Here is a 13,323-nt window from a genome sequence, read left to right as displayed (position 1 = left end):
CCCCTCCACCACCGGGCCCTCCACCGCCGGACCCCGCGCCGTCCGACCCGCCGCCGTCCGACCCCGTGCCGCCCGACGGCAAGGGCGACGCGATGAAGGCGGTCCGCAAGCGGCTCGTCTCGCTGGTCGCCGGGAACATGGCCGCGCGGGTGGGGGCACTGGCTTCGCTGGGGCTCGCGACGGTCCTCGTCGCGCGGGTCGGCGGGCCGGAGCTGGTCGGGGCTTTCACGCTCGTCCGGATCCTGCCCGGCCTGCTGTGCCACCTGTCGAACGCGGGGCTGCCGGCCGCCGCACCCTTCTTCCTGGCGCGGGACCGCGACCAGAGCCGGGTGCGGCCGACCCTCGCCATGCTGACCGTGGTCGGGGCGGTCCTGGGGGGCCTGAGCTGGCTCGCGCTGAGCCCGCTGCTCTTCCTCGTGTTCTTCAAGTCGTTCGGCGTCTGGGTGACGCTCGCCGCGGCCGTCCCGGCGTTCACGCAGGGGTTCGTGTCCGTCGGGAAGGGGTTCCTCCAGGGGACGGACGACCCGCACGGCGCGAGCCTCGCCATCGCCGTCGAAGAGTTCGTGTTCCTGCCGATCTACGTCGCGATCCTGGTGGCCTGGCACGGGCCGGGCGCGCTCGTCCTCGGGCTCGTGCTCGCCGACATCGCCGCCGCCGCGTGGATCGCGCGGCGGCTGCGGCGGCGCGGGTTCTTCCGCGGCTGGGGACGCCCGGACGCGCGGCTCGGCAGGTCGATCGCCGGGTACGGGTTCCGGGGCTACGTCGGCCAGCTCATCGACCTCCTCCAGCTCCGCTTCGACATGGCGCTGCTCGGCGCGCTCGCCGGGCCGAAGGTGCTGGGCGTCTACACGGTCGCCAGCAAGTTCGCGGAGCTGGTGCAACTGCCCGGCCTCGCCGTGAACTACGTCCTGTATCCCGACTTCGCGCGCGAGGACAAGCGCAGCGCCGCGCGCCGCACCGCGGCCCTCATCCTGCCGGCGCTCGGCGTCTCCGTGCTCGCCGCGCTGCCGCTCGCGCTCATCGCCGGGACGGCGCTGCCGTGGGTGTTCGGCGACGTGTTCGACGAGGCGGTCGTGCCCACCTACATCCGGCTCGCCGGCGTCGTCACGTTCGGTGTGACGGGCCTCATCATGGCCTACCTGTACGGGGTCGGGCGGCCTGGCGCCGCCTCCACCGGCCAGGGCATCGGCCTGCTGGTCGTCGTCGTGCTCGGCCTCGTCCTGATCCCGGCGCACGGCGCGGAGGGCGCCGCGGTCGCGACGTCCGTCTCCTTCATCGCCACCACCGTGGCTCTGCTGGCCTGGTTCCAGCACGTCAGGAACAAGGGGTGATCATGTCCGAGGACCTCATCGCTCGTCCCGTCGACCCGTCCGACGGCATCCCGCCCTCGCGCGGCCGGCGGGCGCTCGACATCGCCGGGGCGCTCGCCGGGCTGCTGCTGTTCTCCGTCCCGCTGGTGCTCATCTACCTGCTGGTGCGGCTGACCGGCCGGGGCCCGGGGATCTTCCGGCAGACCCGGGTCGGGCAGGGCGGCCGGCCGTTCACCATCTACAAGTTCCGGACGATGCGGCAGAACGTCGGCGGCATGAAGGTCACCGCGACCAGCGACCCGCGCGTCACCCCGCTCGGCCGGCTGCTGCGCCGCTGGTACCTGGACGAGTTACCGCAGCTCATGAACGTGCTGCGCGGCGACATGACGCTCGTCGGGCCGCGTCCGGAGACCTACGACCTCGCCGAGTACTACCAAGCGCGCTGGCGGTGGATCTTCGATCACCGGCCGGGGATGACGGGCATGTCCCAGGTCAGGTTCCGGGACTCCGACGTGCTCCCACCCGGCGAGGAGGTCGACCTCGCCTTCTACGTGGAGCGGCTCGCCCCGGCGCAGGCCGCGGTCGACGCGGTGTATCTGAGCGACCCGTCGATGCGCGCGACGCTGCGGACGCTGGCCCAGACCATCTGGTACGTCCTGGGATTCAGCGTCCCGCCACTGCGGGTGTCGTCGGATGGGAAGGTGACGGAAGAGGCGCCGCCCGATACCGCTCATCCCGCCGAGGAGCGCGGCTCCGCCGCCTAGCGGCACGCCGGGGAAGGACCGCATGCACGTCCGGAGCGTCCGGTTCAGGTTCACGGCCATCGCCGCGGCGGTCACGCTGGCCGCCGGTCTCCTGCTCGTTCTCACCCTGCGCGGGGACCCGGCCGGCGACGGGCCGTACCGGGGGCCGCTCGCCTCGCCCGGCACGCCCACGACGAAACCGGGCGCGACACGCCGCATCGCGCTGAACACCGAGCCCTCCGACTACCCGCGGCTGCGGGCGCTCGGCTACGACCTCGTGGACGTCAGGCCCGACGCGTCCCAGGTCGCCGGCGTCCCCCCGGGAATGCAGGCGCTCCTGTGGGTCGGCAACTTCCACTGCGAGGACTTCGACCTCGACCTGGACGCGTTCAAGCGCGCCGTCCACGAGTTCGGACGCGACCCGCGCGTGTACGGCTGGTACCTGTCGGACGAGCCGAACGCCGGCGACTGCCCGGAGATCGCCGGGGAGATCCGGCGGCGCGCCGAGTACGTCGAGCGGAACGCCCCCGGTCAGATCTCCTACATCTCGCTGACCGACTTCCCGATGGAGCCCCTGGCCCCCGAACGCGTCGGCGTCGACCTGTTCGGCCTGGACCCCTACCCCTGCGAGGGCTCTGCGGAGGCCCGCGAGCGCTGCGACATCGGGGCGATCGACCGGATGGTCAACATGGCCGACGCCGCCGGTGTCCCCCGCGACAGGATCGCGCCCGTCCTGCAGACGTTCGGGCAGAGCTGCTCCGACGGCGACAAGCAGTACTGGCTGCCCACCCGGGCCCAGTTCCGCGAGATCCTCGCCCGCTGGGACCGCCTCGCACCGCGTCCCCCGCTGGAGATCTCCTACTCCTGGGGCCGCCAGGACGAATGGGCCTGCCCCACCCTCGCGGACGCGGTCGGCGGTGACCATCCCGACCTGCAAAGCATCATGAAAGCCCGCAACGGGGGCTAGTTCCGGCTCTGCCTCTCGGCAACGGTCGGCTGCTCGTTTCCGGACGGGAACGGAACCTCCATGGACCCGAGCTTCAGAGCCATGACTTCCATCAGACCGACGACCAATACGAACCCGACTGCCATAAGAGCAAGCCTCTTGCGGTCCACCCCGCGCACCCCTTAAAACCCCCACTTGAACAGGCAAAACCGTAACACATCATGATCTCTGACCCCGAACCCGGACACACCGCGTATCCACATTGTTACAACCCATTCGACGCCCGGCCGCCGGCCCACCGCCGCCATAAGTTGCGGCGTGCCGGCGGTTTGGGACGTCCCGAAACACCGACACGCCGCAAGTGAACGGATGCCGAGGGCGAAGGATCAGCAGCGTTCACTGGTCAGGTTGGCGGCTCTCGCGTTGACGCATTCGCCGGTGGACAGGTCGAAGGCGAAGTTGTGGGCCAGGCAGTGGATCCGGCCGTCGCGGACGACGGCGCCTACGGAGAGGTCCTCGCCTGCGTGGGGGCAGTAGCGGGGGATGTCGTAGCGGACGCCGCCGGATTCGACGGTGATGCGTTCGCTCTCGTCGCGTTCGGTCTCGTAGGCCTCGACGGCCATCAGCGCGGGCGCGTTGGCGTGTTTGAGGAGGCCGACGAGGTAGTCGTTGTAGACGTCGGGGTCGCGGTAGAGGCTGACGCGGAACGAGATGAGCAGGTCCTCCCAGGCCAGCCGGCCGGCGAGGATGCCGTTCACCCAGCGGCCCGCGGCGGTGATCCGGTAGTGGGGGCGCACGTCCGGTGAGGCCTTGGAGACGGTGAGCCCGTCCGGCCTGAAGTCCACGTCCCAGACGCCGCCGTTCGGGCCGGTGACCTCGAACCGGACGACCATGGCGATCTGGCGGAGGAAGTAGTCGCTGAGGCCGCCCAGGTACTCGAAGTGGGCGGCGAAACGCTCGTAGAGGTCGGGGCCGGGCTCGGGGTGGGTCGCGACCACCTCCGCGATGGCGGAGGCGCGGTCGGCGGCGTAGCGGTCGAGGTACTCGGCGGAGTCGGCGAAGGAGAACGCGGCCGAGACCGGGTCGCGGGTGCATTCGCCGGTGTCGAGGTCGAGGGTGTCACCGGGCTTGAAGTAGTCCCAGCGCTGCCGCGGGAGGTGTTCGCGCAGCCACGCGGTGGAGACGTCGGGGTCGCAGAACGCGCCGTCGCGCTGGTCGAGGACCCAGTTGAGGTGGCCGACCTCCGCGTCCAGGAAGCAGGGCGGGCCTGCGAACGGGACGGCGAGCTCCGGCGCGGTCTGCCGGACGAGGCGCTGCGCGGCGCGGAGCTTGGACACGCGCTTGTCCATGGAGACCCTGGCCATCTCCGCGGACGGGTACTCGTAGCAGATCGGGTGCCAGGAAGCGCCGGACGTCTGCAGCGCCATGAGGTCGAGCCGCCCGCCCGCCAGGTGCTTCGCACGGCGGGCCTGCGCCGCGGTGAGGCGGGCGTCGTTGCAGTGCAGGAGACCCCGGCCGTCGGCCACGATGAGAAAAGCGGCGTCATGACACATCGGCGAGAGTTCCGGAATCGCGGTGATCCAGGATCCCCGATTGTCCAGCGGAAATTTCTCCCACGCCGTCAACTCGATTACCTGGCGGCCGCCGGCGGCGGCGAGCATCCGTTCCCGGAACGCCGGTCCCGGATAGCGCGGAATGAGGATTCGGGTCCGTGCCGGAAGCCGGTCGATGACCCAGGGATCGAAGTGATCTAGATGTTCGTGCGAGACGGCGACCCAGTCGGCGTCCAGCAACGCGGCGACGTCGAGGTGATCGTTTCTCGGATACTGGTGCCAGGCTCCGAGAAAGGCCCCCGATGGGTCGAGCCACGGGTCTGCCAGCAGGTGGAACGCGGTCGCGTCCACCGCCACCCCCGCATGTCCGATAAATGTGACCGTCGGCATGTGGAGACTGTCTCTCCCCGGGCCCGCCGGTGCACCCGCAGGAATGCGCAAAGCGGCTACGCCGTCGGCATGAAAGAAAGGCGTAGAGGGCATCAGGGCGTGAACTGACTATCCAGCTTGAGACGCTCCGACAATGGACGAAGTTTACGCTGCTCAAGGGTATGTCCACTTCTGGACATGCACGGGTCTGTTGCGGTCAATTGACTGGACACGCACAGGTCCGCGGGGTGACCGTTTAAGGCGGTGCTGGAATACGGACGGGGGTTCTCATGAACAACGGGCGGTCTCGGTCGTCCCCGGAGGACGCTCCCGCGGGTGTGGGGACACTCGCGGCGGTCCCGCCGACGCCCGGACCCTACGGCGAGCCGGGCGCCGGACGGGGGGAGCGCTTACTCTGGCGGCGGCGGCTCCGGCACGACATCCGGCACGAACTCGGCACGATCATCATGCTCGCCTCGGCGGTCGTGGTCGCGGAGGACGTCGGCGACACCAGCCGCGCCCGCGTCGAGCAGCTCCTCGGCGAGACCCGCTGGCTGGACCACCTGCTGCGGCGCCTCGACGAGGACGACGGCCCGGACGAGGACGACGACCGGCCGCTGCCCTGCCCGGAGCGCATCCGCGTGGACGACCTCACCACCGAGGTCGTCACCGGGATGCGTCTCGCCACCCCGCTGGAGGTGTGTTTCACCGGCGGCGAGGCGTGGGCCCACATGGACCCGGTCGCGCTCTGGCGCGCGGTCCGCAACGTCCTCGACAACGCGTGCCGCGTCGCGCAGAGGCGCGTGGACGTGCGGGTCGGGGCGGACCAGGGCTGGGTCGTCATCCAGGTCGACGACGACGGGCCCGGGTTCGGCGCGGACGGCGGCGGGCCCCAGGGCCGGCCGGAGTCCGGGCACACCCCGCGGCGCGGGGGGCTCGCGTCGCTCGGGCTGGGCATCGTCCACGACCTCATCTCCGGCTACGGCGGCAGCCTGGAGATCCGCACCTGCGAGATGGGCGGGGCCCGGGTGCGGATGCGGCTGCCGGCGGCGCCGCCCCCGGACGCGGCCGAGCCGGCCGCGGACCCGCTCGCCGACGACTGGCGGCCGCACCCATGAGAATGATCATCTGCGATGACCACGCGGTCTTCGCCGAGTCGCTGTCGCTGGTGCTGACGGACGCCGGGCACAGCGTCGTCGGCGTGACCTACTCCCCCGCGGAGGCACTGCCCCTGCTGCGGGCCAGGCAGCCCGACGTCGGCCTGATCGACCTGCGGTTCCCGTCGGGCACGGCGCTCGACTGGATGCCGAGGCTGCGCGCCGCGTCCCCCCGGACCGACTTCGTCGTCCTGTCCGGGTTCCTTGAGCAGCAGGTGCTGGAGGCCGGGGTCGCGGCGGGCGTGCGCGGGTTCGCGCACAAGGGCCAGCAGGCCGGCGACGTCCTGCGGGTACTGCGCCGGGTGGCCGACGGCGAGGTCGTCGCCGACCAGGTGACCCGGCGGGGACCGTCGCGCCCGCGCAGCCAGGCCCAGCAGTTCGCGCGGTTCCTGACGCCGCGCGAGCGCGAGGTCCTGACCCGCCTGGTGCGCGGCGAGTCGACGCAGGCGCTGGCGAAGGCGATGGGGGTGACGCGCAGCACCGCGCGGAGCCACGTGCAGAGCGTGCTGAGCAAGCTCGGCGTGCATTCGCAGCGGGAGGCGGTGATCGAGGCGGCCCGGCACGGCCTGGTCAGCGTGGAGACCGGTGAGTGGCTCGCCGGGTGAGCGGCGGCCCGCACGGGATACCTCCCGGGGAGTAGAGGAGCACACTCCTCCCAGCCGACGTTGATCCGGATGCCGATGACTTAGCGTGCAGTCATGAGCATCTCACCGCCGCACGGTCCGGTCCGGCCGCACTGGCCGCGCCCCGGCCGGTGGCCGGTGTGGGCCGTCCCGGCGTTCCTCGCGTTCTTCCAGGTCGTCGGGTCGTTCGGCGCGCAGGGCAACACGGGGCACGGCGGGACGGGGCAGGGAAACACGGGGCACGGCGGGTCCGGCGGCCCTCCGTGGGCCGAGGGCGACGGCGCGGCCGCCATCGGCCACACCGATCTGGACCCCCTCGGCGTCGGCCTCCTCCTGGCCGGCCCGGCGCTGCTCCTGCTGCGCCGCCGGCACCCGGTGTTCACGCTGGGCGCGGTAGGGGCCGTGACGGTCCTGTACCTGCTGCGCGCCTACACCTACGGCCCGTTCGTCCTCTCCATGGTCGTCGCGATGGTGGCGGCGATCGTCGCCGGGCACCGGCTGGTCACCTGGGCCGGGACGGGCATCGGCCTGGCCGCCTACTTCGCCGTGACCGCCGTGATCGGCGTCCCGGTGGAGGAGCGCGGGTCGGGCGGGGCGTTCCCGGTGGAGGAGCCCACCGGCCTCGGGGCGACGTTCGTGACCGGGTGGGCGCTGCTGGTGCTCGTCACCGCCGAGCTGGTCCGGATGCGCGGGCAGCGCGCCGCCGAGACGGCCCGCATCCGCGCCGAGGAGGAACGCCGCCAGGCCAGCGAGGAGCGGCTGCGGATGGCGCGGGAACTGCACGACGTCCTCGCCCACAACATCTCGATGATCAACGTCCAGGCCGGGGTGGCGCTGCACCTGCTCGACGAGAACCCCGAGCAGGCCCGGACGGCGCTGGCCGCGATCAAGGAGGCCAGCAAGGACGCGCTCACCGAGATGCGCGGGGTGATCGGCGCGCTGCGGGCGCAGGGCGAGACCGCGCCGCGCACCCCCACCGCCGGTCTCGACCGGCTGGAGGACCTCGCGGCACGGGCTCGCTCGGCCGGCCTGCACGTCGAGGTCGAGATCACCGGGGACCGCCGCCCGCTGCACGCGGGCACCGACCTCGCCGCGTTCCGCATCGTCCAGGAGTCGCTCACGAACGTGACCCGCCATGCCGGGCCCGGCCCGGTGACGGCGCGGGTCCACATCGCCTACGGTGAGCACGAGATCGTGGTGCGGGTCGAGGACGACGGCCAGGGGGTGTCCCTCCTGGACGACCACACGGGCGGCAGCGGGATCCGGGGCATGCGGGAGCGGGCGGCGGCGCTCGGCGGCGCGTTCGACGCCGGGCCGCGACCCGGCGGCGGGTTCCGGGTGCGGGCGCGCCTCCCCCTGACCGAGGAGCCGGACGTGACCGAGGCTCGGAAGGGCTGAACATGCGGGTCTCAGGTGGAACGCCGGATGGAGACGGCTCAATGATCAAGGTCATGCTGGCCGACGACCAGGTGCTGGTCCGGGCCGGGTTCCGGGCGCTGCTGGACGCGCAGTCCGACATCGAGGTCGTCGGGGAGGCGAGCGACGGCGAGGAGGCCGTGGCGCAGGCCCGCCGGCTGCGTCCCGACGTCATCCTGATGGACATCCGCATGCCCGGCCTGGACGGGCTGGAGGCCACCCGGCGGATCGCCGCGGACGACCGGCTCGACGGCGTCAAGATCGTGATCCTGACCACGTTCGAGCTGGACGAGTACGTGTTCGAGGCGCTGCGCGGCGGCGCGAGCGGGTTCCTGGTCAAGGACACCGAGCCGGTCGAGCTGGTCCACGCCGTGCGCGCCGTCGCCGACGGGGACGCCCTGCTGTCGCCGAGCGTGACCCGGCGGCTGATCGCCGAGTTCGCCGCGCGGGCCAAGGAACCGGCGCCGTCGCCGCGGCTGAACGCGCTGACCGAGCGGGAGCGGGAGGTCATGGCGCTGGTCGGCGAGGGCCTGTCGAACGAGGAGATCGCGGCGCGGCTGGTGGTGAGCCCGGCGACCGCCAAGACCCACGTCAGCCGGACGATGGTGAAGCTCAATGCCCGCGACCGCGCGCAGCTGGTCGTGCTCGCCTACGAGTCCGGGCTGGTCAAACCGGGTTGGCTGCCCTAGATATTCTTACTGCGGGCCGTTTCACTGTCGTCGTCCGCCGGGTCGTGACAGGGTGGACGGCACAGCCGCCATGGACGCGAAGGAGTCCGGTGCCGAACGACACGAGGATCCTGGCCGTCGATGACCGCGAGGAGAACCTGACCGCCCTCGCGGCCGTCCTCGACGCCCTCCCGGTGGACGTGGTGCCGGTGACCTCCGGTCAGGCGGCGCTCAAGGAGCTGCTGAACGACGACTTCGCGCTGATCCTGCTCGACGTCGTGATGCCGGAGATGGACGGGTTCGAGACAGCGGGCCACATCAAGTCCCGTCCCCGCACCCGCGACATCCCGATCATCTTCCTCACCGCGGGCGGCGAGTCCGGCGAGCAGGCGTTCCGCGGCTACTCGGCCGGCGCGGCGGACTACCTCACCAAGCCGTTCGACCCGTGGCTGCTGCGCGCCAAGGTCTCGGTGTTCGTCGACCTGCACCGCCGCAACCTGCAGCTCCAGCGGCAGGCGAAGCTGCTGCGGCAGTCCCTCACCGAGGGCGACGAGGGCGGCGTGCTGACGGGCTGCGACCGGTTCCTGTCCGTCCTCGACGAGCGCCTCCAGCGGGTCGAGGAGGACGCGGCCCGGATCCGCTCCGGGGAACCGGCGGGCGACCTGGACGACCACGTCGCCGACCTGCGCCTCGCCCTGGACGCCCTGTCAGCCGGCAGCTGACCGCGCCGGGGCGCCGATCGGGGACGCCTGGGCGGCCGAGTTCGCCTGGAGCTTGCCGCGCAGGATGAACGCGCCCGCCAGCACCGCCGCAACGACGAGGATCACCGCGATCGTGACGATCAGGAGCGTCCTGCGGCGTTCCACGCGGCCGTCCGCACGGTCGTGGACGGGCGGCGGAGGCTGCTGCCAGTTCGTGTACTGGTGCGGCTGCTCCCAGGGCGGAGGCGTGTGCGGAGGAAGACTCTGCCCCTGCGAGGGCCCCTGCGAGGGCCCCAGGGACGACCCCTGCGAGGGCGGCGGCGCCCACTCGGTCTCCAGGAACGTCCGCGCCTCCTGGTCGCGACCGGGGCGCGGCGGCGGCGCGTAGGACGAGCCGTTCTGTTCCCTTCCCTGGTTGTGGCCCTGATCGCGGCCCTGCCCCGGGTGGTGGGCGGAGCCGCCGAACGGGCCGGGGTCGCGGCGCGTGACGGGCTCCGGGTCCTGCCCCGGGTCGCGGCGGGTGACCGGGTCCAGATCGTCCGGGTCAAGGACGGTCTCCGACGCGTCGCCGGCCCGGCCGCCGGGCTGGTGAAGGCCGGGCGGATCGTCGGTGACCGTCTCGTCGGCCCGCGCGACGGGCGGGCGCGGCGGTGCCTGGGGCACGGGCAGGGCCGCCACCCGGATGAGCAGCGGATGCGCCTGCGCCGCCGTCATCCGGCTCCTCGGCTCGCGCGCGAGCAGCCCGTCCAGCACCCGCCCGAGCGGCCCCGCGTTGCGCGCCGGGGGCACCGGTTCGGTCAGCGCGGCCTGCAGCGACGACATCGCGTCCGACCGCTCGTAGGGGGAGCGGCCCTCCACGGCCGCGTACAGCGTCGCGCCCAGCGCCCACAGGTCGGACGCCGGCACCGCGCGCTCGCCCTGCGCCCGCTCCGGCGGAATGTAGGCGGGCGAGCCCATGACCAGGCCCGTCTGCGTGAGGGTGGAGTCGCCCTCCACCTGGGCGATGCCGAAGTCGGTGAGCACGACCCGCCCGGCATCGGTGATCAGCACGTTGCTGGGCTTGACGTCGCGGTGCAGGATGCCCTTCTCGTGGGCGTGCTGGAGCGCGCCGAGCATCTGCAGCCCGATGTCGGCGACCCGGCGGTGCTCCATCGGCCCCCGGTCGAGCAGGTCCTGCAAGGACGGGGCGAGGACGAGCTCCATCACGATCCAGGGCCGGTCCGACTCCTCCACCACGTCGTGGACGGTCACCACCCCGGAGTGGTTCAGCCGCGCCGAAGCCCTCGCCTCCCGGAACGTCCGCTCGTACAGCACGGCGCGCTCGGAGTCGTTGAGGCCCGGCGGGAGCACGACCTCCTTGACCGCGACCTCCCGGTCGAGCATGACGTCGAAGGCGCGCCACACGGTGCCCATGCCGCCCTGGCCGACCACCGAGTCGAGCCGGTAGCGGTTACCGAGCAGACGTGCCTTTGCCATGGATCGAGGGCCCCCTAGGTCATCCCACCCCGGAGGGACGGAACGTGTCGAGCACATTCTTCACGAGTGCCTCGTTCTCGTTCCACTGGGCGGCGGGAACCGCGACCACCACGGCGTACGGCCGGCCATCGACGATCACCCCGCGGTCGCGCGCCCTGGTGACGCCGTCGCGGGACCAGGTGAACTCGATGTCGGCGGCGGGCACGCCGGCGACGCTGGTGCGGGTGAGCGAGATCCGGTCGAAGTTCTTCAGCTTCCCGTCGGCGACGGCCTGCCGCTCCCACTCCAGCCAGTGCTCGTACGGGTCGCCCGACCAGGGCGTCTGGTCGACCTGGATGTACGCGCTGCTCGCGGGGTCCGTCCAGATGACGCTCGCGCCCTGCACGGAACGCCGCCACCCCGGCGGGACCCCGATCGAGAATCCGGAGCCCCTCGCCTGGACGAGGCCGCCCGGGAGGGGAGTCCTGCCCGGGGTTCCGGACGTGGCAGACGTGGTGGGCGTGGCGGGCGTGGCGGGCGCTGTGGTGGTGTCCTGGTTGACCGGCGTGGACCGGGTGGGCGGCTGCTGGGACGCGGCGGTTCCGCCGCCGGGAGAGCCGTCCGGCCACAGCACGAACCCGGCGACGGCCAGGACCGCCGTCGCCACGACCACCCCGGCGATGATCGGCGGCACGACCGAGCGTTTCCGCCCCGCTCCGGACGCGGTGGCCTGCGCGTCCCCGGGCGGCCACGGCCCGCCCGTCCCAGGCGGGTACCGGCCCGTCATCCCGTGGCCCGGCGGCGGGACCGGGCCCCCCGGCGCGAGACCCGGCGGGTGGGGGAACGGCGCGGCCTGCGTGGTACCGGCGCCTGCCTGCCCGGCTCCCGACGGCGCGGCTCCCGACGGCGCGGCGGCCAGGTCCGCGGCGTGGCCGGACGCGATCGCCTTCAGGGCCTCCTCGGCCCGGTCGCCGGTCATCCGCCGCGACGGGTCGCGTTCCAGCAGGCCGGTGAGGACGGGTGCCAGCGGCCCCGCGTTCGCGGGCGGCGGGACGTCCTGCGTCATCACGGCGGCCAGGACGGCCATCGCGTCGCTGCGGTGGTGCGGCGCCCGCCCCTCGGTCGCGGCGTACAGGGTGGCGCCGAGGGCCCACAGGTCGGAGGCGGGGACCGCCGGGTCGCCGTTCACCCGCTCCGGCGACATGTACGCCGGCGACCCCATGAGCAGGCCGGTGCCGGTGAGCGTCGCGTCCCCCGCCAGCTGCGCGATGCCGAAGTCGGTGAGGACGGCCCGGTCGTCGTCCGCGACGAGCACGTTGGCGGGCTTGACGTCCCGGTGCAGGATGCCGGTCGCGTGCGCGGCGCGCAGCGCGCCCGCGATCTGCCGCCCGATCGCGGCGACGCGGCCGGGCGGGAGCGGCCCGTCCTCTTCCACGATCTCCTGGAGAGATCGGGCCCGGACCAGCTCCATGACGATCCAGGGCCGGCCGTCCTCGTCCACGACGTCGTGTACGGTCACGACGCCCGGATGGTTCAGCCGGGCCGAGGCGCGGGCCTCGCGCAGCGTCCGGCGGTGCCGGTTGTCGCGCTCGTCGTCGTTCAGCCCCGAGGGCAGCACGACCTCCTTGACGGCGACGTCCCGGTCGAGGGTCTCGTCGCGGGCGCGCCAGACCGTGCCCATCCCGCCGCGTCCCACCACTGACTCGAGCCGGTACCGACCGGCGAGGACACGGCCCTCCATCAGTCGTCCGCCGGCTCGAAGAACTCGTAGACCGGCTGGAGGTCGGAGAACACCTTGTCCCATTCCTTGTCGGGGGCCCGGAGCAGGATGGCGTAACCGTGCCCGTCCGTCACGAACCCGCGGTTGAGGATGTGCTGGCGGCCGCCGTCGCCGTCGAAGGTGAACTCCCAGTCCGCGGAGTCGTCGCCGTCGCCGGTGTCGGGGACGGGCGGCTGGTCGCCGGTCGGCCTGATATCGATCAGCCGGTAGCCGGGCCAGCCGGAGCCTCCGCGCTCCTGCCGCCGCCAGTCGTCGATCGCGCTGTCGCCGGGGTCGTCGGTCTGGTCGATCTGGAAGTAGATCTTCCGGTCGGGCGAGTAGAAGAACTCGCCGCCGTTCTTGCGTTCCGGCCCGCTCCAGCCCTTCGGGACGGGCACGGAGTAGCCGCTGGGGTCGTCGTGCGTCCGGAAGCCGGCGGGGAGCCCCGCGCTCGGCGAGGCGCTCGGCTCGGGGGAGGTCGCGGGGGCGGACGGGCCGGTGCCGGTCGCCGGGGCCGTGGCGCTCTCCTTGCCCGCCGTCTTCTCGCCGTCGCCGTTGCCCGCGAACGCGATGCTCGCGATGACCACGACGAGGAGCAGCACGATCGCGGCGATGATCAGCAC

11 protein-coding genes and 1 pseudogene are annotated in these 13,323 nt (G+C 72.8%); 8 read left to right on the top strand and 4 right to left on the bottom strand.

Going from position 1 to position 13,323, the window contains the following annotated elements; translation table 11 throughout:
• The 3 genes from E1285_RS37485 to E1285_RS37475 form a co-directional block, all read left to right on the top strand.
• A partial coding sequence (locus E1285_RS37485; protein ID WP_132159345.1) for a lipopolysaccharide biosynthesis protein occupies window positions 1-1,331 on the top strand: 1,331 nt, incomplete at its 5' end.
• A 2-nt stretch (window positions 1,332-1,333) separates the two neighbouring features.
• Window positions 1,334-2,074 (top strand): sugar transferase, encoded by a 741-nt coding sequence (locus E1285_RS37480; RefSeq protein ID WP_132159344.1) that lies wholly within the window; start codon window positions 1,334-1,336, stop codon window positions 2,072-2,074.
• A gap of 22 nt (window positions 2,075-2,096) precedes the next feature.
• Window positions 2,097-3,020: a hypothetical protein gene (locus tag E1285_RS37475; RefSeq protein ID WP_132159343.1), complete on the top strand. Its 924-nt coding sequence runs from the start codon at window positions 2,097-2,099 to the stop codon at window positions 3,018-3,020.
• Window positions 3,021-3,385: 365 nt separating this feature from the next.
• Here the strand turns inward: E1285_RS37475 and E1285_RS37470 are convergent, their stop codons facing one another.
• Window positions 3,386-4,942: a Rieske 2Fe-2S domain-containing protein gene (locus E1285_RS37470; protein WP_207947109.1), complete on the bottom strand. Its 1,557-nt coding sequence runs from the start codon at window positions 4,940-4,942 to the stop codon at window positions 3,386-3,388.
• A 317-nt stretch (window positions 4,943-5,259) separates the two neighbouring features.
• Between E1285_RS37470 and E1285_RS37465 the strand changes: the two genes are divergently transcribed.
• The 5 genes from E1285_RS37465 (at window position 5,260) to E1285_RS37445 (ending at window position 9,507) form a co-directional block, all read left to right on the top strand.
• Window positions 5,260-6,039: an ATP-binding protein gene (locus E1285_RS37465; protein WP_132159341.1), complete on the top strand. Its 780-nt coding sequence runs from the start codon at window positions 5,260-5,262 to the stop codon at window positions 6,037-6,039.
• The gene (locus tag E1285_RS37460) at window positions 6,036-6,683 is read left to right on the top strand and encodes a response regulator transcription factor (RefSeq protein ID WP_132159340.1); all 648 of its coding nucleotides are present in this window, start codon (window positions 6,036-6,038) and stop codon (window positions 6,681-6,683) included. Before E1285_RS37465 ends, E1285_RS37460 begins: the two co-directional genes overlap by 4 nt.
• A gap of 93 nt (window positions 6,684-6,776) precedes the next feature.
• Window positions 6,777-8,099 carry a sensor histidine kinase gene (locus E1285_RS37455; RefSeq protein WP_132159339.1) on the top strand — a complete coding sequence of 441 codons (1,323 nt, stop codon included), beginning with the start codon at window positions 6,777-6,779 and terminating at the stop codon, window positions 8,097-8,099.
• 41 nt (window positions 8,100-8,140) lie between these two features.
• Window positions 8,141-8,806: a response regulator transcription factor gene (locus E1285_RS37450; RefSeq protein ID WP_132159338.1), complete on the top strand. Its 666-nt coding sequence runs from the start codon at window positions 8,141-8,143 to the stop codon at window positions 8,804-8,806.
• Between the two features lie 89 nt (window positions 8,807-8,895).
• On the top strand, window positions 8,896-9,507 hold the full coding sequence (locus E1285_RS37445) for a response regulator (RefSeq protein WP_132159337.1): 612 nt from the start codon (window positions 8,896-8,898) through the stop codon (window positions 9,505-9,507).
• On the opposite strand, the gene E1285_RS37440 is transcribed toward E1285_RS37445, so the two are convergent.
• The 3 genes and pseudogenes from E1285_RS37440 to E1285_RS46010 all read right to left on the bottom strand — a co-directional run.
• Window positions 9,493-10,962 (bottom strand): serine/threonine-protein kinase, encoded by a 1,470-nt coding sequence (locus E1285_RS37440; RefSeq protein ID WP_132159336.1) that lies wholly within the window; start codon window positions 10,960-10,962, stop codon window positions 9,493-9,495. The genes E1285_RS37445 and E1285_RS37440 overlap by 15 nt on opposite strands.
• A 19-nt stretch (window positions 10,963-10,981) precedes the next feature.
• Window positions 10,982-12,682 carry a serine/threonine-protein kinase gene (locus E1285_RS47870; protein ID WP_243723320.1) on the bottom strand — a complete coding sequence of 567 codons (1,701 nt, stop codon included), beginning with the start codon at window positions 12,680-12,682 and terminating at the stop codon, window positions 10,982-10,984.
• Window positions 12,682-13,323: pseudogene (locus E1285_RS46010) on the bottom strand (serine/threonine protein kinase); the annotation flags it as partial. The pseudogene E1285_RS46010 and the gene E1285_RS47870, both read right to left, overlap by 1 nt.

Origin of the sequence: Actinomadura sp. 7K507, from assembly GCF_004348425.1 — a bacterium.
GTDB lineage: Bacteria > Actinomycetota > Actinomycetes > Streptosporangiales > Streptosporangiaceae > Spirillospora.
This window is presented reverse-complemented; position numbering and strand designations above follow the sequence as displayed.

Excerpts from the sequence above, each read along its gene's own strand:
- E1285_RS37480 (WP_132159344.1), top strand. The coding sequence starts at position 1,334 with ATGTCCGAGGACCTCATCGCTCGTCCCGTCGACCCGTCCGACGGCATC.
- E1285_RS37475 (WP_132159343.1), top strand. The coding sequence starts at position 2,097 with ATGCACGTCCGGAGCGTCCGGTTCAGGTTCACGGCCATCGCCGCGGCG.
- E1285_RS37470 (WP_207947109.1), bottom strand. The coding sequence starts at position 4,942 with ATGCCGACGGTCACATTTATCGGACATGCGGGGGTGGCGGTGGACGCG.
- E1285_RS37460 (WP_132159340.1), top strand. The coding sequence starts at position 6,036 with ATGAGAATGATCATCTGCGATGACCACGCGGTCTTCGCCGAGTCGCTG.
- E1285_RS37455 (WP_132159339.1), top strand. The coding sequence starts at position 6,777 with ATGAGCATCTCACCGCCGCACGGTCCGGTCCGGCCGCACTGGCCGCGC.
- E1285_RS37450 (WP_132159338.1), top strand. The coding sequence starts at position 8,141 with ATGATCAAGGTCATGCTGGCCGACGACCAGGTGCTGGTCCGGGCCGGG.
- E1285_RS37440 (WP_132159336.1), bottom strand. The coding sequence starts at position 10,962 with ATGGCAAAGGCACGTCTGCTCGGTAACCGCTACCGGCTCGACTCGGTG.
- E1285_RS47870 (WP_243723320.1), bottom strand. The coding sequence starts at position 12,682 with ATGGAGGGCCGTGTCCTCGCCGGTCGGTACCGGCTCGAGTCAGTGGTG.